This is a genomic window from Sphingomonas sp. PP-CC-1A-547 (assembly GCF_003610375.1).
Lineage (GTDB): Bacteria > Pseudomonadota > Alphaproteobacteria > Sphingomonadales > Sphingomonadaceae > Sphingomonas.
Genome location: NZ_RAPZ01000010.1, coordinates 114,504 through 135,016, shown reverse-complemented (window position 1 = coordinate 135,016; position 20,513 = coordinate 114,504). Strand labels below are relative to the sequence as shown.

Below are 20,513 nucleotides of genomic sequence, written 5' to 3'. Positions count from 1 at the left end.
AGGTCAGGCACGAACGATGCGCGCCGCATAACATCCGCGCTTGGCGTAGTGGGCCTGGAGATACGCCACGTCCGGCACCGCGAGGAACCGCTCGATCAGCGGGATCAGGTCCGTGCCTGCGACCAGGTCGGCGTCGATCATCTCGTCGTCAGGTCCAAAGGCGCGCAGGGATATCGGCCGGCTGCGGATCGCCTCGGGGACCGCGTCGAGCAGGTCCAGCGGTTCCGTCTCCGCCTCGGATACGAAGATCGCGTGGCGCGAGCGGTAAGGCGTGTCGGCCGGCTGATGTTCGTAGTTGATCAGGATCGCCGTCTCACCGATCTCCAGATCGCGCACTGCGATGCGATCGGGAAAGCCGGGCTTGGCGTCGGCCACGTATCGCCGGGCGCCTGCTCGCGCGAGGCTGGCATCGGAGGCGCCGAACAGGTGTCGAAACTGGTCGGGGTCGAGCCCCTGAACGCGGAAGGACATGATCGCTCCTCTTCGGTATGAGCGAGCTTCATGACCTGGATCGGGTGCGTGTGCGTCCCGTAGCTTGCTATCAAACGGCTGCGCTTGGACTGATTCCAGTTTTGCTTCGGAGGCTATTTTGACGATCACGATGTTCGGCATCAAGAATTGCGACACGATCAAGAAGGCGCGGACATGGCTGGATGCGCACGACGTGGACTATGCGTTCCACGACTATAAGACCGCCGGAATCGACGCCGCGCATCTGGACGACTGGATCGGCCGGGTTGGCTGGGAGGTGTTGCTCAATCGCGGGGGGACGACGTTCCGCAAACTTCCGGAAGCGGACCGAGCGGATCTCGATGCCGGGAAGGCCACCGCGCTGATGCTGGCGCAACCGTCGATGATCAAGCGCCCGGTGCTCGATACCGGCGAGACGCTGCTGGTCGGGTTCAAGCCCGAGGCGTATGAGGCGGCGGGGCTGGGGCGCGCCTGAAGGAGATCAGCATGCCGGTTGCAAGTTGGAATGGCCACGAGATCGCACGATCGGACGATACCGTCGTGGTAGAGGGTAATCATTACTTTCTCGCCGACAGCGTCGATCCGGCGTTGCTGGAGGATAGCGCGACGCACTCGAACTGCCCGTGGAAGGGTGTGGCGAGCTACAAAACGCTGGTCGTCGACGGGAAACGCAACGTCGATGCGGTCTGGTATTATCCGGAGCCGAAGTCCGCAGCGGCGGAGATCGAGGGACGGTATGCGTTCTGGAAGGGCGTCGTCGTCGCGTAAGGACGCGCGCGCCATTTTTTGAATCCTCCCCCGTCAGTGGGAGGTGTCGCCGAAGGTGACGGAGGGGGAGGACACGGAACAGGCGTTTCGCTTACCTCCCCTCCGTCTGGCAAGCGCCAGCCACCTCCCCCTGGCGGGGAGGATCGGAGGCTCAGCTCAGATCGCGCCCGAGAACGTGTCGCACTGTTGTGGATCGCCGCTCTCCAGCCCGCGCTTCAGCCACGACTGGCGCTGCGCCGATGTCCCGTGCGTGAAGCTGTCCGGCACGACGCGGCCCTGCGACTGCTTCTGCAACGTGTCGTCGCCAATCGCCTGCGCCGCAGTCATGCCCTCCTGGATATCCCCAGCCTCGAGCCGCGTCTTGTTCGCCGCCGCCCACACGCCGGCGTAGCAATCCGCCTGCAATTCGAGCCGTACCGACAGAGCATTGCCCTCGGTCTCGCTCGCCTGGCGCTGCGCCTGCTGGACCTGCGCGTTGGTACCGAGCAGCTTCTGGATGTGATGGCCGAACTCGTGCGCGATCACATAGTCCTGCGCGAAGTCGCCGTTCGCTTTAAAGCGAGTCGACAGCTCGTTGAAAAAGCTGGTGTCGAGGTAGATGCCCTGGTCGGTCGGGCAATAGAATGGCCCCATCGCCGACTGCGCGGCGCCGCAACCCGAGCGGCCATTGCCGTCGAAGAACACGAGCTTGGGCGCCTCGAACCGCTGGCCGTTCTTCTGGAAGATCGCCTCCCAGGTGTTGTCGGCCGAGCTGAAGGCGTTGCAGGCAGCCTTGCTTTCGGCGTTCAGCGAACAGCTCGACTTGGTATCGGTGCCCGAGCGCGGTCCGCTCTGCGTCGTCGGTGCCGAAGTCTGTCCGCCACCGAGCAGCCCGCCAAGGCCACCCATGCCGCCGAACACTGCCATCAGGATCAGCACCACGACGATTCCGCCGCACCCGAAGCGGCTCCCGATCATCGGCAACAACCCCATCAGCAGGCCACCGCCGCCGCCAAAACTGCCGCCTCCGCCGCCCGACCCGCGCTGGTCCTCGACGTTGATGTTCGGATCGTAATCGTCGAGCCGCATGGATATGCCCCTTTTCGTTTCTTCTCGGGAACGAAATGCGCAAGGTGGCGCTAGGGTTGCACGGCGGCAGAATACGCTGCGCCAAGATGGGGGAGTATGCATGTTCCTGAAGGGCAAGACCGCGGTCATCACCGGATCCACGTCGGGAATCGGGCTCGCCTACGCCAAGGCGTTTGCAGCCGAAGGCGCAGCAGTGGTGCTCAACGGGTTTGGCGATGCCGATGCGATCGAACGGGAACGGGCAGCGTTGGCGCAGGTCAGCGGCGCGATCGCGCTCTACGACGCCGCCGACATGACCAAGCCCGACCAGATCGCCGCAATGGTCGAGCGGGCAGCGGCCGAGACCGGCAGCGTCGACATCGTCGTCAACAACGCGGGCATCCAGCATGTCGCCGGGATCGCCGACTTCCCGATCGACAAGTTCGACGCGATCATCGCGATCAACCTCTCGTCGGCCTGGCACATGATGCGCGCCGCGGTGCCGCATATGCGCGCCAAGGGCTGGGGGCGGATCATCTCGACTGCGTCCGCGCACTCGCTGGTCGCGAGCCCGAACAAGTCCGCCTACGTCATGGCGAAGCACGCTATCGCCGGGCTTACCAAGACGATCGCGCTCGAAACCGCGACCGACGGCATCACCGTCAACTGCATCTCGCCCGGCTATGTCTGGACGCCGCTGGTCGAGAACCAGATCCCCGACACGATGGCGGCACGCGGGCTGACGCGCGATCAGGTGATGAACGACGTGCTATTGGCGGCGCAACCCACCAAGGAGTTCGTCACCCCCGAACAGGTCGCGGCGTTCGCGCTGTTCCTGTGCCGCGACGAGGCCAAAGCGATCACCGGTGCCAATTTGTCGATGGACGGCGGCTGGACGGCGGCGTGATCGAGCGCGGCGTTCGCGTTGGGCAATAGCCATTGCCGTCGCTGGCCCGGCAGGCTTAGCATGCGAAAAGTTTGAGGGATTCAGGATGATGCGGACTTGGCATAAGACGGCCGCATGCATGACGCTGGCGACGTGCGTATCGGCGATCGCCGGGATCGTGCCAGCGGGCGCCGCGCCGGTGCTGGATCGACAGGACCGCGATACGGACTGGCGGCGGGTCGCGACCGTCGCGGATCGCGGTCGGCTGAGAGGCTGGCGGGGCGCCTGGGTCGACGCGCTGGCGCAAGTCGATCCGCGCGAGATCAGGCAGGAGCCGGTCCTGTTCGATCCCGATCGCTCGCTCGTCGACCCGCTGCCCCCAACCGGCAGCTATCGGTGTCGCACGTTCAAGCTCGGTTCGCGCGCGGGGATCGGCCCGACCTTCATGGCATCCGGATGGTTCGCGTGCAGGATCGGCGGCGGCGGCGATGGCGGCGACGTCGATGGGGGTGGAAATTCCGTGGTCAGCCTTACCAAACTTGATGGATCGCAGCGTCCGGTCGGGACCATCTTCGCCGACACCAACGCGCGCGCGATCTTCCTCGGCACCATGGAACTCGGTGATGAAAAGCGGCCGATGCGCTATGGTCGCGATGCGACCCGTGACATGGCCGGACTGATCGAGCGGATCGGCACCAAGCGCTGGCGCGTGGTGCTGCCATATCCCAAATTCGAGTCGGTACTCGACGTCGTCGAACTGGTACCGGCTGACTAGCGTGGCAAGGCCGCCGATTGGGCAGGCGGTACGGTCGAACGCGGGTAGCTCGGTATCGGCGAAGACGAGGCGGCGATTACGGCACCGGTCGCGGCCAAGGGCACGATCGGCGAAAGTCCCGCGAGATACTCCTTGCCGTGCAGCCCGACCGGGGTCACGCGGCCGACGTTCGCGGCACCGACCGCCTTTAGATACGATCGCGGCTTCTTCATCAGCTTGGGCTGGTCGAGCCCCGATAGCCCGACGATCCGTGCCGCTTCCTTGACGAAGTGGACGCAGTTATGATCGCCAAGCCGGTATACGCTATCCGACTTGCCCTCGCTCCACGCGTCGATCAGCTTCAGCACCTGCGTATATTGCGCGTCGGTTATCACCACCGAGAATTGCGCGTCGCTGCCGTTGATGTAGGTCGGCTTCGCGATATCGAGCATGCCCGACACCGGGCCCATCAACAGCGCCGGCGATACCGATTTCGCGGTAAAGCCGTAATTCACGTCTACCGGCGGGCCGCCGGCGTCGGGTATCCCGCGCAACGTGAAGAACGCGTGCGGGAAGCTGTTGCCGAGCTCGTGGCTCCAGAAGGTGATGGTGACGGCCGCCTGTGCGGGAAGCGCGTATCCCAGGCACAGGCAGAGCAGGGCGATCAGCCGAAGAAGCGGTCTCATCCCCAATATTATTTTGGAATGTCGAGCCTTACCAGTGTGATGAGTCTGATTTAGATCAGATTTGCGTGGTATTTTCTGCGGTCGCCGGGGCAGGCAAAGCGGATGCGGCAAGCGTCGCGTTCTCGCGCTTCTCTGGTCGGATATAGATCGAGGAGAGCATCGGGATGGCGGCACGCAACTCGGTCTCCATCGCCTCGATCAGCGTCTCGCCGTCGCCCATCGTCACCGAATCGTCGAAGTCCGCGCTGATCGCGGCGAAGATGCTTTCGGGTGCGGTGTGGATCGTGCGGACGTGATTGACCGAGACGATCGCGGGATAGGCTGCGACGATCTCGCGGATCGTCGCGATCACCGCCGGGTCGGCGCGCTCGCCGATCAGCAAACCCTTCGATTCGCGCGCGAGCAACACCGCGACCAGCGCAAGGATCAAGCCGATCGCGATCGAGGCGGCGCCATCGATGCGCGGATCGTTGAACGCATGGCTCGCCCAGATGCCGATCCCGGCGATGACGAGTCCCGCCAGCGCCGCGGAATCCTCGAACAGCACGATGAAACCGGCGGGGTCCTTCGACCGGTGGATCGCCTGCCACCAGCCCATGTCGCCCTTCGACTTCGAGAATTCACGCACCGCGATCGTCCAGCTGCTACCCTCAAGCGCGAACGAGATTGCGAGGACGACGTAGTTTATGGTCGGGCTGGTAAGCGGTTCGGGCTCCCGGATATGCCGCCAGCCTTCGAAGATCGACACGCCCGCGCCGATCGCGAAGATCAGGATCGCGACGACGAACGCCCAGAAATACAGTTCGCGACCATAGCCGAACGGGTGCGCTTCGTCGGCGGGGCGCTTGGCCTTTTTCTGACCGTAGAGCAGCAGCACCTGGTTGCCGCTGTCGACCACCGAGTGGAAGCCCTCGGTCAGCATCGACGACGATCCGGTCATCCCGGCCGCGACGAATTTCGCCACGCCGATCCCGAGATTGGCGGCGAGGGCGCCGTAGAGGACGATGTCGTCCTTGATGCGAGCGGTCAGTGTCTTGGCCATGGCGCCGTCCTACACGAGGGGGTCGTGTTGAAAAGAGACAGAATTTCAAGGCGGATCCCCCTTCCCCCCTCCCTGGAAGGGAGGGGCCGGGGGTGGGTAGGTTTCCGCATTTCTCGACCTGGTGCGACACGAGCGGGCCGACCCACCCCCAACCCCTCCCTTTCAGGGAGGGGGGAAGTCGGAAGAAACAGGAATACCCGCCGATGGACGAGCCATCGGCGGGATCCTTTCCTCCCCAGGAAACTGTGTGAAGCGGTTTACCCGAGCCGGCCGAGGCGGTGGTACAGCGCACTCATCCGCGTCAGTCGTTCGTCGTCGATCGAGGTCTTGCTGATCATCTCGCCGAGCACTTCCTTCATCAGCGCGAAATCGTTGGTCGAGAAGACGGCGCGGGCGCGGGGTTGTTCGGTGGTCGTCTGCATGGCTTGCCTCCTTCGATGATCGTTTTGTCTCTCTCTTTACACCAATCGTGTGCCGAGAAAGGCGATGCACAGGCAATAGCGTTCGAGGCCGGCACGTTGGAAGGCCGTCCCGAGCCGCCGCAACGTCGTGGTGTCCGTCCAGCTTGTAGAAGACGTGTCGTTCTGTAAACATCGTGACAGGAGGGTTTGCGATGGCGGAACGGAAATTGCTGGCAGGGCATGCGATCCGTCGCTTGCGGCGTGGGGCGGGGCTGACGCAGGCGGCGATGGCCGACATGCTCGCGATCAGCCCGAGCTATCTTAACCTCGTCGAGCGCAACCAACGGCCGATCTCCGCGACGTTGCTGATCAAGCTCGCCGAGAGCTTCGACTTCGATCCGCGATCGCTCGCGGCGGGCGAACCGGGCGGCGGCGCGGATGCGATCCGGCGACGGCTGGCCGACCCGATGTTTGCCGACCTCGAGATCGACCGCAACGAAGTCGAGGAGTGGCTCGCCAGCGCCCCCGGCGGTGCGGCGGCGTTCGCCCGCGTGTTCGACCGGATCGGCTGCGGCGCGGTGGTCGAGGCGCGCGACGATCCGGTGACGCTGGTCCGTCGCGAGATCGAGCGTTGGCGCAATCATTTCGCCGACCTCGACGCCGCGGCCGAAGCGTTGGCCGACGAATTGCGGCTCGGTGCGGGTGATCTCTACGGCGCGATCGCCGAGCGGTTGCGCGCCAAGCACGGCCTGACGATCCGGGTCTTGCCCGCCGACGTGCTGCCCGACACATTGCGCCGCCTCGACCTGCACGCGCGCCAGTTGCAGTTGAGCGAGATGCTCGACCCGGCCTCGCGCACGTTCGCGGTTGCGTTCCAGCTCGGCCAGATCGAGGCGAAGGCGGAGATCGATGCGCTGGCGAAAGGCGCCGGGTTCACCGATCGCGCGGCGGAAAGGCTCTATCGCCGCCACCTCCTCGGGTATTTCGCGGCCGCGCTGATGATGCCGTACGCCCGGTTCCTTCGCGGTTGCGAGACGACGGGGTACGACATCGAGTTGCTGCAACGCCGGTTCGGCGCGGGCTTCGAACAGGTCGCGCACCGACTGACGACGTTGCAGCGCGTCGGCGCACGCGGGCTACCGTTCTTCATGATCCGCATCGACCGCGCAGGGCAGGCGTCGAAGCGCTATCCCGGCGCCAGCGGTGCGGCGCTGGTGGAGGCGGACGGGCGCTGTCCGCTGTGGCGGCTACATCATGCGTTCGACCGACCGGGCAGCCTTATGGTGCAGCTGGTCGAGCTGGAGGACGGCGCGCGCTGGCTGACGATGGCGCGCACTGTGACGCCGCAGGGAAGCCGATTTGGCGCAGTGCACGCCGAGTTCGCGATCGGCCTCGGCGTTGCGGCGTCGCAGGCGGGCGTGCTGGCGGCGGCGAGTGGCTTCGATCTGGCGGGGAGGGCGATGCCGATCGGGCTCGGCTGTCGCGCCTGTTTCCGCAACGATTGCCCGCAACGGTCTGTCGCGCCGGCCGGGCGGGCGCTGCTGATCAATGAGCGGGAACGAAAGACGTCCGCGCTGACGTTCGCCGGGGATTAAACAATCCTCCCCCGCAAGGGGGAGGTGGCAGGCGCTTGCCTGACGGAGGGGGAGGAAAGCGAAACCGCTGTTCCCCTGTCCTCCCCCTCCGTCACCTTCGGCGACACCTCCCCCTTGCGGGGGAGGATTGAGGGGTCAGGCGCCAGCGACCATCAGCGCGTCCAACTGATCCTTCGACAATTCCAGCGTCATCGCAGGCAACAAGTCCTCGACCTGCTTCACGCTCGTGGCGCTTGCGATCGGCGCCGTCACGCCGGGCTGTGCGATCAGCCACGCCAGCGCTACCTGCGCGTGGGTCGCGCCGGTGACTTCGACGACCGAGTCCATCGCGTCGAGAACTGCCTTGCCGGTACCTTCGAGCAATTCGCCCATCCGACCACCGCGAACGCTCTGGCCCAGATCGTCCTTCGTCCGGTACTTGCCGGTGAGGAAACCCGAGGCGAGCCCGTAATACGGCAGCACGCCGATATTCTCGGTGACGCAGTAATCCTGCAATTCGCCCTCGAATTTGGTGCGGCTGACGAGGTTATATTCGGGCTGTAGCACATGATAGCGCGGCAGGTCCGAGGTCTTGGCAGCCTCGACCGCGGACTTGAGACGTGCGGCGTGGAAGTTGGATGCACCGATCACGCGGACTTTGCCGGCATCGATGAGCTTGCCGAACGCTTCGAGAACAGCTTCCTGAGCCTGCGAGTCGTCGTCCTGGTGTGCGTAATACAGGTCGATGCGATCGGTGCCGAGGCGCTTCAGCGAGGCTTCGGCAGCGGCGGCGATGCGCGCAGGGGCGAGCTTCTCGCCGCCTTCGCCGGGGAGCATGCCGACCTTGGTCGCGATCAACACGTCGTCACGCTTGCCGCTAGCCTTCAGCCATTCGCCGATCATGCTCTCGGATTCGCCGCCCTGATGGCCGTCGACCCAGGCCGAATAGACGTCGGCGGTGTCGATCATCGTGCCGCCGCCCGCGACAAATGCATCGAGCACGGCGAAGCTGGCGGTGCGGTCGGCAGTCCAGCCGAATACGTTGCCGCCGAGGACGAGGGGGGCGATCTTGAGATCGGTCGAGCCGAGGCGGCGAAGAGTCATCGGGTCTGATCGCTTTGATTCGAGGGGAGTTCGGTATCGGGCGCGGCATCCTCAGGAGCGGCGGCGACGGCGTTCAGGTCGACACTGTTCGCGTCGAGCATCGCGGCGGCTTCGTTCAACTGGTGCGCTTCGTCGGCGGTGACCGCGCCGGGTTCGCTCGCAGGCGAGCACGCCGCGAGTAAAGCAGGGAACAGGACCGCCGCCCAGCCCAGCACGCCATGCCGGCGAACGCTGGCATCTGTCCGCTTGGGTCGCTGGGACACGAAGCGGGAGATCCCAGCTTTCACTGGGATGACGAGGGGAGGCGGACGGCGGTCCATTCAGATGTTAGTCCTTGATCGCATTGCCGGCGCGGGTCAGCGCGTTGCCGGTCGCGTCCGCCGCACGGTCCGCACCGTTGCTGATGGACGCGCCTGCACGATCTGCACCGGCTTCGATCCGGTCACCGGCGCGGTCGGTCTTGGCGTCGAGGTGATCGGTCGAGTTGTCGATGCGCGCACCTGCGTTGTCGAGCGAACGCTCGGCCGAGCCCAGCGCACGATCGCTGGCGGCGCTGACGTCGTCGACGGCATTGGCGGTGGTCGCGCTGGCATCGGCGGCGATCGCGTTGGCGGCCTGTGCGGTCTGGTCCTGCGCATTGTTGCTGCAGGCGGCGAGACCGGCGGTAAGCGCCAGGGCGGGGATCAGGAACTTCTTCATAGGTATCTACTCCCGTGGATGTCGTCTTGTGGACCGGGGAATGCCCAGCCCATAGCGCAATCGAACGCGGACGAAGCGTTTCCGATCCGTCACGATCGGCCGCGATGCGATAAGTCGCGGGTGCCGATCGGTAATGTTCGAGACGCACACGCCCGCGTTGACCTCATATAAAGAATTCTTTATATGTCCTCGTATGACGATGGCGCTCGAAATCTTCCGTGCTTTGGCGGACGCGACCCGGTTGCGGATCCTCGCGCTGTTGCGGCGGATGGAGCTGTCCGTCGGCGAACTGGCCCAGGTGCTCGGGCAGAGCCAGCCGCGCGTCTCGCGCCATGTGAAGATCCTGTGCGACGCCGGACTTGCCGAGCGTCGCAAGGAGGGCAGCTGGGTGTTCGTCGCGCTGGGGTCTGCGGACGTGGTCGAGCCGGTCGCGCGTTCGCTCGACGTATGGGCAAAGACCGAGCCGGACCATTGGGCGGTCGCGGATGCAGCACGGCTTGCGGCCGTGCGTGCGGACCGGGCGGCGAGTGCTGCGGCGTGGTTCGAAGGGCATGCCGACGAGTGGGACGCGATCCGGTCGCTGCATGTCGCCGATAGCGAGGTCGAGGCGGCGATGGCGGCCGTGCTCGGCGATGCGCCGGTCGGCACGCTGATCGATATCGGGACGGGCACCGGGCGGATGCTCGAACTGTTCGGCGGACGCGCGACGATCGCGCTCGGGATCGATCGCAGTTCGGAGATGCTGCGGCTCGCGCGCGCCAAACTGCACGACATGACGCACGCCGAACTGCGCCAGGCCGATCTGTACGCGTTGCCGATGGCGGATGCCGCAGCGGACGTCGCGATCCTGCATCACGTGTTGCACTTCGCGCAGCAGCCTGGCGCGGCGGTGAGTGAAGCGGCGCGCGTGCTCGCGCCCGGCGGACGGTTACTGATTGCCGACTTCGCCAGCCACGATCGCGAGGAACTGCGGTTGCGCGATGCGCATACGCGTCTCGGGTTCGCGGACGAGCAGATGGCGGCGTGGTTCGAGGCGGCTGGCTTGCAGACGGCGCGCGTCGAGACGCTCGAGGGCGGTGAGTTGACGGTGAAATTATGGCTCGGTCGGAAGATCGGCACGAGCTTGCGTGAGGTGAAGGCGGCATGACGAACATATCGATCCCCCAACTGGCCGAAGCGCGCCGCGCGCTTGAAGAACCGCTGTTCGCGGATCTCGCGGGCGATGTCGGCATCAGCTTCGAGTTCTTTCCGCCGAAGAGCGAGAGGATGGACGCACAACTCTGGGAGGCGATCCGCACGCTGGAGCCGCTCCAGCCGGACTTCGTGTCGGTCACGTACGGCGCTGGCGGATCGACGCGTGAGCGGACGCATGCGACGGTGGCGCGGATCCAGCGCGAGACGTCGATGAACGCCGCCGCGCACCTGACCTGCGTCGAGGCGACCAAGGCCGAGATCGACCAGGTTGCTGAGGAATACTGGGCAGCGGGCGTGCGCCACATCGTCGCGTTGCGTGGCGATATGCCAACCTTGGGTCAGCCCTATCAGGCGCATCCGGGCGGGTATGAGAACGCGGCGGCCTTGGTCGCTGGCTTGCGGAAACTGCATCCGTTCGAGATTTCGGTCGCGGCGTATCCCGAATGCCATCCGGAATCGGGCGGGCATGATGCGGATATCGACAATCTGAAGCGCAAGATCGATGCCGGTGCGACCCGCGCTATCACGCAGTTCTTCTTCTCGCCCGAAGCGTATTTCCGGTTTCGCGACCGGGTTGCAGCCGCCGGGATCACGGCGCAGATCCTGCCGGGTATCCTGCCGGTGTCGAACGTCGCGCAGACTCGGAAATTCGCGGGCCTCTGCGGTGCGGAAATTCCGGCGTGGATGGACCGGCTGTTCGAGGGGCTCGACGATCACCCCTCGGCTCGGCAGCTCGTTGCGGCGACGATCGCGGCCGAGATGTGCCGGCGGCTCTATGCGGGCGGCGTGAAGGATTTCCACTTTTACACGCTCAACCGCGCGGAACTGGCCTATGCGATCTGCCACATGCTGGGTGTTCGCGCGAAGCCGGTCGACAAGGTCGCTGCGGCGTAATTCCCCTCCCGCCTGCGGGAGGGGTTAGGGGAGGGGCTGGCCCAATCCGACCGTCTCGTTTGCGGCACTTCCCTCCCCCGACCCCTCCCGCCAGCGGGAGGGGAGGAGATCGACGATGACACCACGTGAACGATTCAACGCGGAAGCCGCCAAGCGCATCCTGATCACCGACGGCGCGTTCGGGACCGAGATCCAGAACTGGAAGCTCGACGAGGCGGCCTATGCGGGGTCGCTCGGCTTGTCGCACGACCAGAAGGGCAACAACGACATCCTGGCGATCACCAAACCGGACGTCCCCGAAACGATCACGCGCGAATATCTGGAGGCCGGGTCGGACATCGTCTCGACCAACACGTTCAGCGCGAACATCATCTCGCAGGCCGATTACGGCGCCGAGCATCTGGTGCGCGAGATCAACGTAGAGTCCGCGCGGATCGCGCGTGCGCTCGCGACCGAATACGAAGCGAAGGACGGCCGTCCCCGCTTCGTCGCCGGCGCGATCGGGCCGACCAACAAGACGCTCTCGCTGTCGCCCGACGTCAACGATCCCGGCTTCCGCGAGATCGACTTCGATTATCTGAAAGGCGTGTACCGCGAGCAGATCGACGCATTGCTGGAGGGCGGCGAGGGGGTCGGCGTCGACTTCATCCTGATCGAGACGGTGTTCGATACGCTCAACGCCAAGGCGGGCATCATGGCGGCGATCGAGGCGGGCGACGCGCTCGGGCGCGACGTGCCGATCATGATGTCGATGACGCTGACCGATCTTTCGGGGCGCAACCTGTCGGGGCATACGGTCGAGGCGTTCTGGCATGCGGTCCGGCACGCCAAGCCGATCACGATCGGGCTGAACTGCTCGTTCGGCGCGGAGCAGTTGCGGCCGCATGTGAAGACGTTGAGCGCGATCGCGGATACGCTGATCATGGTGTATCCGAACGCGGGGCTTCCCAACGAACTCGGCGAGTATGACGAGCAGCCGGCGACGACGGCAGGGCTGGTCGGCGAGTGGGCGGTGGCCAAGCAGGTCAACGTGCTCGGCGGCTGCTGCGGGTCGACGCCGGCGCATATCAAGGCGATGGCGGATGGCGTGCGCGGGCTTGAGCCGCGGGTCGTGGCGCGGCCGGAGGTGCGGACGAAGCTTGCCGGGCTAGAGCCGTTCACGATGGCTGCGTAAATCCTCCCCGGCACGGGGAGGGGGACCGCGCCTGAAAGGCGTGGTGGAGGGGGCTCTCCACCAGGCGTAACGTTCGTGGAGAGCCCCCTCCACCGCTCCGCGAGCGGTTCCCCTCCCCGTACCGGGGAGGAATTGGAAAACCGATGACCACGACCTCCTCCTCCACCTCCTTCGTCAACATCGGCGAGCGCACCAACGTCACCGGATCGGCGCGCTTCAAGAAGCTGATCATGGCGGGCGATTACCCCGCCGCGGTCGAGGTCGCGCGCCAGCAGGTCGAGAGCGGCGCACAGGTGCTCGACGTCAACATGGACGAGGGGCTGCTCGACGCGCACCACGCGATGACGACGTTCCTGAAACTGATCGCCGCCGAGCCCGACATCGCGCGTATCCCGTTCATGGTCGACAGCTCGAAATGGAGCGTGATCGAGGCCGGGCTGAAGTGCGTCAGCGGCAAGCCGATCGTCAACTCGATCAGCATGAAGGAGGGCGAGGAACAGTTCCTCGCCCAGGCGCGCAAGTGCATGGCGTACGGCGCGGCGGTGGTCGTCATGGCGTTCGACGAGGTCGGGCAGGCGGATACCAAGGACCGCAAGGTCGAGATCTGCGAGCGCGCGTACAAGCTGCTCGTCGGGATCGGCTTTCCCCCTGAGGACATCATCTTCGATCCCAACGTGTTCGCGGTCGCGACGGGGATCGAGGAGCATAACAACTACGGCGTCGACTTCATCGAGGCGTGCAAGGAGATCAAGGCACGCTGCCCGCACGTCCACATCTCGGGCGGGCTCTCAAACTTCAGCTTCTCGTTCCGCGGCAACGAGCCGGTGCGCCGCGCGATGCACAGCGTGTTCCTGTACTATGCGATCCCAGCGGGCATGGACATGGCGATCGTCAACGCCGGCCAGCTCGACATCTATGACGACATCGATCCCGAACTGCGCAAGGCGGTCGAGGACGTCGTGCTCAACACCGATCCCGAGGCTGGCGACCGGCTGGTCGCGCTCGCCGAGCGCTATCGCGGCACCGACGTGGTCGCCGAGAAGGCGGCGGCGGAATGGCGTTCGCTGGGGGTCAACAAGCGGCTCGAATATGCGCTGGTCAAGGGCATCGACCTGCACGTCGTCGAGGATACCGAGGAAGCGCGCCAGATCATCGCCGATGCCGGCGGTCGCCCGATCGAGGTCATCGAAGGGCCGCTGATGGACGGCATGAACGTGGTCGGCGACCTGTTCGGGTCGGGCAAGATGTTCCTGCCGCAGGTCGTGAAGTCGGCGCGCGTGATGAAGAAGGCGGTCGCGCATCTGCTGCCGTATATTGAGGCGGCGAAGGAGCCCGGCGCGCGCGGCAAGGGCAAGATCATCATGGCGACCGTCAAGGGCGACGTGCACGATATCGGCAAGAACATCGTCGGCGTGGTGCTGCAGTGCAACGGCTTCGACGTGGTCGATCTCGGCGTGATGGTGCCTTGGTCGAAGATCCTCGAATCCGCGAACGAGAATGACGCGGACATGATCGGGCTCTCAGGGCTGATTACGCCGTCGCTCGACGAGATGGTCACTGTCGCGGAGGAGATGAAGCGGGCGGGGATGACGATGCCGCTGTTGATCGGCGGCGCGACGACGTCGAAGGTGCACACCGCGCTCAGGATCGCGCCAGCCTATGATGGCCCGGTGGTGCATGTGCTCGATGCGAGCCGTGCCGTGGGTGTCGCGTCTACGTTGGTGTCGGACACGATCCGGGACGAGTTCGTGACCAAGACTGCCAACGAGTATGAGGCGGTGCGGATCTCGCGCGCGAACAAGGGGCAGAGCGAGTTGCTGCCACTGGCGACGGCGCGGGAGCGCGGGTTCGTGGCGGACTTCGCGCTGAAACCGCCTGCGCCGGTGAAGCCTGGCGTGCATGTGTTCGCGGACTGGGATCTGTCGGATCTGCGCGACTATATCGACTGGACGCCGTTCTTTCGCGCATGGGAGCTGGCAGGGAATTTCCCGGCGATCCTCACGGATGAAGTGGTCGGCGAGAGCGCGAGTTCGCTGTATGCGGATGCGCAGGCGATGCTCGACACGATCGTCGCGGAGAAATGGCTGACCCCGCGCGGTGTCGCGGGCCTATGGCCAGCGCGCCGCGAGGGCGATGATGTGGTGGTCACTGCTCCCTCTCCCCTCCGGGGAGAGGGCTGGGGTGAGGGGCAGCCAAGCAGTGCGACGCCCGGAACAGCCCCTCACCCCGGCCCTCTCCCCGCAGGGGAGAGGGAGCAGGAAGAGGTGCGGCTCCCCATGCTTCGCCAGCAGATCGCCAAGCGCGAAGGCCGCGCCAACATGTGTCTCGCCGATTTCGTCGACACCCAGGACGACTGGTTCGGCGGCTTCGCAGTCGGCATCCACGGGATCGACGACCACATCGCCCGCTTCAAGGCGGACAACGACGACTATAACGACATCCTGCTGAAAGCGCTCGCCGACCGCTTCGCCGAAGCCTTCGCCGAACGCCTCCACAAGCACGTCCGCACCGACCTGTGGGGCTACGCACCCGACGAACAGCTCACCAACGAAGCGATGATCAAGGAGCAATATCGCGGCATTCGTCCGGCGCCGGGTTACCCCGCGTGCCCGGACCACAGCCTCAAGCCGATCCTGTTCGACCTCCTCGACGCCGAGACCGCGACCGGCCTCGAACTGACCGAAAGCTTCGCGATGTTCCCGACCGCCGCGGTATCGGGCTTCTATTTCGGCCACCCGCAGGCGGAGTATTTCGGCGTCGCCCGCGTCGGCCGCGACCAGCTCGAGGATTACGCCGCCCGCCGTGGCGCGGACCTGAAGACCGCCGAACGCTGGCTTCGCCCCAACCTCGACTAACTCCCTCTCCCATCGGGAGAGGGAGGGACGGGGGTTACGCCCCCGCTTCGGCTGGTTTGCCTTGACGCGTGTCGCCGGGGAGGCCGGTGATCGTCTTCACCTCCATGAAGTCGGTCAACCCATAGCGCCCGTTCTCGCGGCCATTCCCCGACTGCTTGTACCCCCCGAACGGTGCGCCGATGTCCGGGCTCCACGAGTTGATCGTCACCAGCCCCGCGCGCAACTTCGGTGCGACCTTCGCCGCCGCCGCCGGGTCACCCGAGATCGTCGCCGACAGCCCGTATTCGGTCGCGTTGGCGATGCGGATGCCCTCATCCTGATCGGCGTACGACGTGATCGTCGCGACGGGGCCGAACGTTTCCTCCTGCGCGATCCGCATGTCCGGACGCACGTCGGTGAACAGCGTGGGCTGGATGTAATAGCCCGCGTTGCGCCCGTCCGGCCGTCCAACACCGCCGGTCACCAGCGTCGCGCCGTCGTCGATCGCCGACTGGATCAGGCCCTGGATCTTGTCGAACTGCGCCTTGTTGACGACCGGGCCGATGTGCTGGCCCATCTCGGCAGGATCGCCGACCTTGGTCTGCTCCATCATCGACTTAACGATCGCCGTCGCCTCGGCGACCTGGCTCGCATGCACCAGCAGTCGGGTCGGCGCGATGCAGCTCTGGCCTGAATTGGCGAGCACGCCCGCGACCGTTGGCGGCAGGACCGCAGCTAGATCGGAGCCTTCCAGCACGAGATTCGCTGCCTTGCCGCCAAGCTCCTGATGCACGCGCTTCACCGTCGGCGCGGCAGCCAGCGCAACCGCAATGCCGGCGCGCGTCGAGCCGGTAAAGCTCACCATGTCGACGTCCTTGTGCGCGCACAGCGCCGCACCGACACCCGGACCGTCACCGTTGATAAGGTTGAACACACCCGCCGGAACGCCCGCCGCGTGCATGATCTCCGCAAGGATGACCGCGCACGAGGGCGCTTCCTCGGACGGTTTCAGGATCATAGTGTCGCCCGCCGCGAGGGCAGGGGCGACCTTCGCGCAGATTTGGTTTAGCGGCCAGTTCCACGGCGTGATCATCGCCACGACGCCGAGCGGTTCGTGCACGACGGTCGCCTTGCCAATCGTTTCGGAGAATTCAAACGCCGCGAGCGCCTTCGCGGTCGCCGAGAAATGCGCGAGCCCGGTGGGCGCCTGCGCCATCGACGCGAGCGCCATCGGTGCGCCCATCTCCTGCGACATCGCCTTGGCGAGATCGGGCATCCGCGCCTTGTATTCGGTCATGATCCGGCCGAGCACGTCGAGCCGCTCCTGCACGCTCGTCTGGCTCCAGCTTTCGAACGCGGTGCGCGCTGCGGCCACGGCCTTGTCGACATCGGCGGCGGTGCCGAGCGTGATCTCGGTGCAGGGCTGCTCGGTCGACGGGTCGATCACCTGATAGATGGTGCCGCCCTCGCTATCGACCCAAGTGCCTTCAATATACTGCTTCAAATAGCTTTTCATCGTGCCTCTCCGCATCTTGTCTTGCCAAGGAATGGGCTCGCCGGAGATCGGTTGCAACCCGAAACGCATGCCGTAGGTTGATCGGGAAATTCATCAGGAGGCCGGCATGGCTAGAGTGGCATTCATCGAGAAGACCGGCGGCCCGGAGGTCATCCAGTGGCACGACGTCGAGCTGCCCCCGCCGGGCAAGGGCGAGGTGTGGATGCGCAACACCGCGGTCGGGCTGAACTATATCGACACCTACCACCGCAGCGGCGTGTACCCGGTCGACCTGCCCTCGGGTCTCGGTAGCGAAGCTGCGGGCGTGGTGATGGCGGTCGGCGAGGGCGTGACCGATTTCGCGCCCGGTGACCGAGTCGGTACCTTCGGCCCGTCGCGCGGCGCCTATGCGACCGAGCGCAACGTGCCCGCGAACCAGCTGTTCAAGCTCCCCGACACGCTCGACGACCAGACCGCTGCGGCGATCCTGCTCAAGGGCTGCACTGCCGAGTTCCTGGTCGAGCGCTGCGCCAAGGTGCAGGCGGGCCAGACCGTCCTCGTCCACGCGGCGGCGGGCGGAGTCGGGCACATCCTCGTCGGCTGGCTGAAGGCGATCGGCGCGACCGTCATCGCCAGCGTCGGCAGCGAGGACAAGGCGGCACGCACGCGGAAAGCCGGCGCCGACCACGTCGTCCTCCACAAGTCCGAGGACATCGCCGCGCGGGTCCGCGAGATCACCAACGGGAAGGGCGTTCCGGTTGTTCTCGACGGTGTCGGGCGTGCGACGTGGGACGCGTCGCTCGACAGCGCGGCTAAGCGCGGGTTGATCGTCAGCTACGGCAATGCGGGCGGCGTGGTCGACGGCGTCAATATCGGCGTCCTCGCGCGGAAAGGCTCGCTTTTCGTAACGCGGCCGACGCTGTTCGATTATTACGTCACGTCGGAGGAAAGGCAGGCCGGCATCGCTCGCTTGTTCGCCATGCTCGACAGCGGCGCGATCACGCCGGAGATCGGCCGGACCTTTCCGCTCGAAGAGGCTGCCGCCGCCCATCGCGCGATCGAGGCGGGTGAGACTTCGGGGAGCACGATCCTGCTGCCGTAACTCAGGGCGGGTAGCGAAAGGCGTGTTCACGCGAAGGCGCGAAGGCGCAAAGAAGATTTGTTCGCGCGGAGACGCGGAGACGCGGAGGTGTTGCGGGCGGTACGGGCGTCTCGTTCATCATCTTTCGGCGATGATGAAGGGGACCGTCGGTCCCGGAGAACTCTCCGCGTCTTCGCGTCTCCGCGTGAACCCATTCTTCTCATCTCTTTGCGCCTTCGCGCCTTCGCGTGAATCAATACGACGCTTCCGCTAAGCGACGGACGGCGTTTGTAACCTCCGGCTGAGCCCGCATGACGCTTGTACGCGCGACGATCCACGATAGGACAGGTGCTTGCCCGAGTGAGACTGTGATGAGCCTGAACATTCTGCTGGTCGAGGACGATGCCGTGTTCGCGCAGGCGATGGCCGAGGAACTGCGCGGGTTCGAACACGGCGTGACCGTCGCACCCGATGGCCGCGACGCACTCGCAGCGGTAGACAGCCAGGCGTTCGACGCGGTGATCCTCGACCGGATGCTCCCGAAGATCGACGGCATCTCCGTGCTGGAGCGGCTGCGGAGCGCGAACATCACGATGCCGGTCATCATGCTCAGCGCGCTCGGCCGCTCGGTTGAAAAGGTGGAGGGGCTGGAAGCCGGCGCCGACGACTATGTGGTCAAGCCGACCGCGGCGGTCGAACTGAACGCACGGTTGCTCGCGCTGATGCGCGGGCGCGGCTGGACCGGTAGCGCGGGCGACACGATCCACGCCGGCGATATCGTCGTCAGCCCTACCAAGTTTCGCGCGTGGCGCGACGGCGTCGCGCTCGATCTCGGCAAGCTCGAGTTCAAGCTGCTGGCCGAGTTCGTCGCCAATGCCGACGCGGTGCTGACGCGGGCGATGCTGGTCGAGCGGGTCTGGGGGTACGACTTCGCACCGACCACCAACATCGTCGACGTCTATGTCCGCCACTTGCGCGTGAAACTGACCGCGGCGGGCGGCGACGATCCCATCCGCACGGTGCGCGGCGTCGGATACATGCTGCGCGGATGACCCGCCTGCGATCGCTGCGCGCATTGACGCTGGCGTTCCTGATCGCGTTCCTCGTCGCGACGCTCGGCACCGGGTTCGCGATCTACACCGCGACGCAGCGCACGATCGAGCGACTGGTCGATCGCCGTATCCTGGTCGTGAGCGATGCCGCCGCCGGCATCTCCGGCGACCGCAGCCCCGAAGAACTCGTCCGGCGGATCAACGCCGCGACCCGAGAGCGTGATACCGGCGATATCGGCTTCCTGCTGCTGGATGCGACCGGTCGCAGGCTCGGCGGCAACATCGCCTTGCCGCGTCGCCTGCCGACGGGGTTCTCGACGGTCGCGCTGAAGGACCAGATCGCGGGACTGTCCGCCGGGCGTGCGCTGGTCCGCGACGTCGGGCACGGCATGACGCTGGTGACGATCGCCGAGACCGAACCGTTCGACGACTATAATGCGGCACGTGTCCGGATCTACCTCATTGGTTTCGGATCGATCCTGCTGGTCGTCATCGGTGGCCTGTTGTTCTTCGTCATCACGATCGGGCGGCGGATCGGCGAGACCCGGCGGACGGTCGACGCGATCATCGATGGTGACATGTCGCGGCGCGTACCGGTCGATCGATCGGGCGGCGAGTTCGCGCATCAGGCGATGGCCTTCAACCGCATGCTCGACCGTATCTCAGAGCTGATGGTCGGCATCAGCAACGTCTCCAACGATATCGCGCACGATCTTCGCACGCCCTTGGCACGCTTGCGCAGCCAGTTGGCGCTGGCGTTGCGTCGGGCCCAGACGGACGGCCAACGCGACGATCTCGAAACCGCGATCGCGATGAGCGACGAACTGCTCGAGATGTTCGCGGCGATGCTGCGGATCGCCGAGATCGAAGGCGGCGATCGGCGCGCGGCGTTCGCGACGCTCGATCTGGCGGCGTTGGCCGACGATATCGCGACGATGATGCAGCCGGTAGTCGTCGATGTCGACCGCACGCTGACGCTGGAAACATCGCCCGTGGCGGAGATCGTCGGCGATCGCCAACTGCTCGGCCAGATGCTCGTGAACCTTATCGAGAACGGGCTCCGCCACACCCCACCCGGTACCCGCATCGAGATCGGCGTCACGACCACCGGCAAGACTGCCACGCTCACGGTGACCGATACCGGCCCCGGCATTCCGGAGGATCAGCGCAAGCTGGCGTTGCGGCGGTTCGGGCGGCTCGACGCCAGCCGCCACGACGAAGGTCACGGCCTCGGACTGCCGCTGATCCAGGCGATAGTCCGGCTTCACCGCGGCACCATCCTGCTCGAAGACGCGGCGCCCGGACTGCGCGTCGTCATCGCCCTACCCAAGGGCTGAAACGACGAAACCCGGACAGG

The 20,513-nt window shown here is 65.7% G+C and carries 21 protein-coding genes; 12 read left to right on the top strand and 9 right to left on the bottom strand.

Going from position 1 to position 20,513, the window contains the following annotated elements; translation table 11 throughout:
• Positions 1-3: 3 nt before the first annotated feature.
• Positions 4-471 carry a DUF1203 domain-containing protein gene (locus tag C8J39_RS01320; protein WP_120299006.1) on the bottom strand — a complete coding sequence of 156 codons (468 nt, stop codon included), beginning with the start codon at positions 469-471 and terminating at the stop codon, positions 4-6.
• Positions 472-589: 118 nt separating this feature from the next.
• Between C8J39_RS01320 and C8J39_RS01315 the strand changes: the two genes are divergently transcribed.
• Together C8J39_RS01315 and C8J39_RS01310 are read left to right on the top strand one after the other, a co-directional pair.
• Positions 590-946, top strand: a complete 357-nt coding sequence (locus C8J39_RS01315) for an ArsC family reductase (protein ID WP_120299005.1) — start codon at positions 590-592, stop codon at positions 944-946.
• Positions 947-957: 11 nt separating this feature from the next.
• The gene (locus tag C8J39_RS01310) at positions 958-1,239 is read left to right on the top strand and encodes a DUF427 domain-containing protein (RefSeq protein ID WP_120299004.1); all 282 of its coding nucleotides are present in this window, start codon (positions 958-960) and stop codon (positions 1,237-1,239) included.
• A 156-nt stretch (positions 1,240-1,395) separates the two neighbouring features.
• On the opposite strand, the gene C8J39_RS01305 is transcribed toward C8J39_RS01310, so the two are convergent.
• Positions 1,396-2,307, bottom strand: a complete 912-nt coding sequence (locus C8J39_RS01305) for a neutral zinc metallopeptidase (protein ID WP_120299003.1) — start codon at positions 2,305-2,307, stop codon at positions 1,396-1,398.
• Between the two features lie 100 nt (positions 2,308-2,407).
• On the opposite strand from C8J39_RS01305, the gene C8J39_RS01300 reads away from it, so the two are divergent.
• Positions 2,408-3,193 carry a 3-hydroxybutyrate dehydrogenase gene (locus C8J39_RS01300; protein ID WP_120299002.1) on the top strand — a complete coding sequence of 262 codons (786 nt, stop codon included), beginning with the start codon at positions 2,408-2,410 and terminating at the stop codon, positions 3,191-3,193.
• 88 nt (positions 3,194-3,281) lie between these two features.
• Positions 3,282-3,947: a DUF4893 domain-containing protein gene (locus tag C8J39_RS01295; protein ID WP_243649677.1), complete on the top strand. Its 666-nt coding sequence runs from the start codon at positions 3,282-3,284 to the stop codon at positions 3,945-3,947.
• Here C8J39_RS01295 and C8J39_RS01290 read toward each other — a convergent pair.
• The 3 genes from C8J39_RS01290 to C8J39_RS18600 form a co-directional block, all read right to left on the bottom strand.
• Positions 3,944-4,612 carry a hypothetical protein gene (locus C8J39_RS01290; RefSeq protein ID WP_120299001.1) on the bottom strand — a complete coding sequence of 223 codons (669 nt, stop codon included), beginning with the start codon at positions 4,610-4,612 and terminating at the stop codon, positions 3,944-3,946. The genes C8J39_RS01295 and C8J39_RS01290 overlap by 4 nt on opposite strands.
• Positions 4,613-4,667: 55 nt before the next feature.
• Entirely contained in the window at positions 4,668-5,654 is a 987-nt protein-coding gene (locus tag C8J39_RS01285; RefSeq protein WP_120299000.1) for a cation diffusion facilitator family transporter, read from the bottom strand.
• A gap of 257 nt (positions 5,655-5,911) precedes the next feature.
• Positions 5,912-6,076, bottom strand: a complete 165-nt coding sequence (locus C8J39_RS18600) for a hypothetical protein (protein ID WP_164913371.1) — start codon at positions 6,074-6,076, stop codon at positions 5,912-5,914.
• Positions 6,077-6,267: 191 nt separating this feature from the next.
• Here C8J39_RS18600 and C8J39_RS01280 point away from each other — a divergent pair, with 191 nt between their 5' ends.
• Entirely contained in the window at positions 6,268-7,650 is a 1,383-nt protein-coding gene (locus C8J39_RS01280; RefSeq protein WP_120298999.1) for a short-chain fatty acyl-CoA regulator family protein, read from the top strand.
• A 135-nt stretch (positions 7,651-7,785) separates the two neighbouring features.
• Here C8J39_RS01280 and C8J39_RS01275 read toward each other — a convergent pair whose 3' ends face one another.
• The 3 genes from C8J39_RS01275 to C8J39_RS01265 form a co-directional block, all read right to left on the bottom strand.
• Positions 7,786-8,733, bottom strand: coding sequence for an aldo/keto reductase (locus C8J39_RS01275; protein ID WP_120298998.1), 948 nt, complete (start codon positions 8,731-8,733; stop codon positions 7,786-7,788).
• Entirely contained in the window at positions 8,730-8,996 is a 267-nt protein-coding gene (locus tag C8J39_RS01270) for a hypothetical protein (protein WP_243649676.1), read from the bottom strand. Before C8J39_RS01270 ends, C8J39_RS01275 begins: the two co-directional genes overlap by 4 nt.
• Before the next feature lie 64 nt (positions 8,997-9,060).
• On the bottom strand, positions 9,061-9,432 hold the full coding sequence (locus tag C8J39_RS01265) for a hypothetical protein (protein WP_056490632.1): 372 nt from the start codon (positions 9,430-9,432) through the stop codon (positions 9,061-9,063).
• 193 nt (positions 9,433-9,625) lie between these two features.
• Between C8J39_RS01265 and C8J39_RS01260 the strand changes: the two genes are divergently transcribed.
• The 4 genes from C8J39_RS01260 (at position 9,626) to metH (ending at position 15,549) form a co-directional block, all read left to right on the top strand.
• Positions 9,626-10,579, top strand: coding sequence for a metalloregulator ArsR/SmtB family transcription factor (locus C8J39_RS01260; RefSeq protein ID WP_120298996.1), 954 nt, complete (start codon positions 9,626-9,628; stop codon positions 10,577-10,579).
• Positions 10,576-11,520 (top strand): methylenetetrahydrofolate reductase, encoded by a 945-nt coding sequence (metF, locus tag C8J39_RS01255; protein WP_120298995.1) that lies wholly within the window; start codon positions 10,576-10,578, stop codon positions 11,518-11,520. The genes C8J39_RS01260 and metF overlap by 4 nt, the downstream gene beginning before the upstream one ends.
• Positions 11,521-11,635: 115 nt before the next feature.
• Positions 11,636-12,694, top strand: a complete 1,059-nt coding sequence (locus C8J39_RS01250; protein ID WP_120298994.1) for a homocysteine S-methyltransferase family protein — start codon at positions 11,636-11,638, stop codon at positions 12,692-12,694.
• Between the two features lie 143 nt (positions 12,695-12,837).
• A complete protein-coding gene (gene metH, locus C8J39_RS01245; protein WP_120298993.1) occupies positions 12,838-15,549 on the top strand; it encodes a methionine synthase in 2,712 nt (903 codons plus the stop codon).
• Between the two features lie 34 nt (positions 15,550-15,583).
• Here the strand turns inward: metH and C8J39_RS01240 are convergent, their stop codons facing one another.
• Positions 15,584-17,044, bottom strand: coding sequence for an aldehyde dehydrogenase family protein (locus tag C8J39_RS01240; RefSeq protein WP_120298992.1), 1,461 nt, complete (start codon positions 17,042-17,044; stop codon positions 15,584-15,586).
• A gap of 106 nt (positions 17,045-17,150) precedes the next feature.
• Here C8J39_RS01240 and C8J39_RS01235 point away from each other — a divergent pair, with 106 nt between their 5' ends.
• The 3 genes from C8J39_RS01235 to C8J39_RS01225 all read left to right on the top strand — a co-directional run bounded on the left by C8J39_RS01235 (position 17,151) and on the right by C8J39_RS01225 (position 20,493).
• On the top strand, positions 17,151-18,125 hold the full coding sequence (locus tag C8J39_RS01235; protein ID WP_120298991.1) for a quinone oxidoreductase: 975 nt from the start codon (positions 17,151-17,153) through the stop codon (positions 18,123-18,125).
• A gap of 350 nt (positions 18,126-18,475) precedes the next feature.
• The gene (locus C8J39_RS01230; RefSeq protein WP_183037920.1) at positions 18,476-19,156 is read left to right on the top strand and encodes a response regulator transcription factor; all 681 of its coding nucleotides are present in this window, start codon (positions 18,476-18,478) and stop codon (positions 19,154-19,156) included.
• Complete coding sequence (locus C8J39_RS01225; RefSeq protein WP_120298990.1) at positions 19,153-20,493, top strand: ATP-binding protein; 1,341 nt, start codon at positions 19,153-19,155, stop codon at positions 20,491-20,493. Before C8J39_RS01230 ends, C8J39_RS01225 begins: the two co-directional genes overlap by 4 nt.
• Positions 20,494-20,513 lie beyond the last annotated feature (20 nt).

Excerpts from the sequence above, each read along its gene's own strand:
- C8J39_RS01225 (WP_120298990.1), top strand. The coding sequence starts at position 19,153 with ATGACCCGCCTGCGATCGCTGCGCGCATTGACGCTGGCGTTCCTGATC.
- metH (WP_120298993.1), top strand. The coding sequence starts at position 12,838 with ATGACCACGACCTCCTCCTCCACCTCCTTCGTCAACATCGGCGAGCGC.
- C8J39_RS01230 (WP_183037920.1), top strand. The coding sequence starts at position 18,476 with ATGAGCCTGAACATTCTGCTGGTCGAGGACGATGCCGTGTTCGCGCAG.
- C8J39_RS01280 (WP_120298999.1), top strand. The coding sequence starts at position 6,268 with ATGGCGGAACGGAAATTGCTGGCAGGGCATGCGATCCGTCGCTTGCGG.
- C8J39_RS01250 (WP_120298994.1), top strand. The coding sequence starts at position 11,636 with ATGACACCACGTGAACGATTCAACGCGGAAGCCGCCAAGCGCATCCTG.
- C8J39_RS01240 (WP_120298992.1), bottom strand. The coding sequence starts at position 17,044 with ATGAAAAGCTATTTGAAGCAGTATATTGAAGGCACTTGGGTCGATAGC.
- C8J39_RS18600 (WP_164913371.1), bottom strand. The coding sequence starts at position 6,076 with ATGCAGACGACCACCGAACAACCCCGCGCCCGCGCCGTCTTCTCGACC.
- C8J39_RS01260 (WP_120298996.1), top strand. The coding sequence starts at position 9,626 with ATGACGATGGCGCTCGAAATCTTCCGTGCTTTGGCGGACGCGACCCGG.
- C8J39_RS01305 (WP_120299003.1), bottom strand. The coding sequence starts at position 2,307 with ATGCGGCTCGACGATTACGATCCGAACATCAACGTCGAGGACCAGCGC.
- C8J39_RS01310 (WP_120299004.1), top strand. The coding sequence starts at position 958 with ATGCCGGTTGCAAGTTGGAATGGCCACGAGATCGCACGATCGGACGAT.
- C8J39_RS01285 (WP_120299000.1), bottom strand. The coding sequence starts at position 5,654 with ATGGCCAAGACACTGACCGCTCGCATCAAGGACGACATCGTCCTCTAC.
- metF (WP_120298995.1), top strand. The coding sequence starts at position 10,576 with ATGACGAACATATCGATCCCCCAACTGGCCGAAGCGCGCCGCGCGCTT.
- C8J39_RS01295 (WP_243649677.1), top strand. The coding sequence starts at position 3,282 with ATGCGGACTTGGCATAAGACGGCCGCATGCATGACGCTGGCGACGTGC.
- C8J39_RS01275 (WP_120298998.1), bottom strand. The coding sequence starts at position 8,733 with ATGACTCTTCGCCGCCTCGGCTCGACCGATCTCAAGATCGCCCCCCTC.
- C8J39_RS01265 (WP_056490632.1), bottom strand. The coding sequence starts at position 9,432 with ATGAAGAAGTTCCTGATCCCCGCCCTGGCGCTTACCGCCGGTCTCGCC.
- C8J39_RS01320 (WP_120299006.1), bottom strand. The coding sequence starts at position 471 with ATGTCCTTCCGCGTTCAGGGGCTCGACCCCGACCAGTTTCGACACCTG.
- C8J39_RS01290 (WP_120299001.1), bottom strand. The coding sequence starts at position 4,612 with ATGAGACCGCTTCTTCGGCTGATCGCCCTGCTCTGCCTGTGCCTGGGA.
- C8J39_RS01300 (WP_120299002.1), top strand. The coding sequence starts at position 2,408 with ATGTTCCTGAAGGGCAAGACCGCGGTCATCACCGGATCCACGTCGGGA.
- C8J39_RS01235 (WP_120298991.1), top strand. The coding sequence starts at position 17,151 with ATGGCTAGAGTGGCATTCATCGAGAAGACCGGCGGCCCGGAGGTCATC.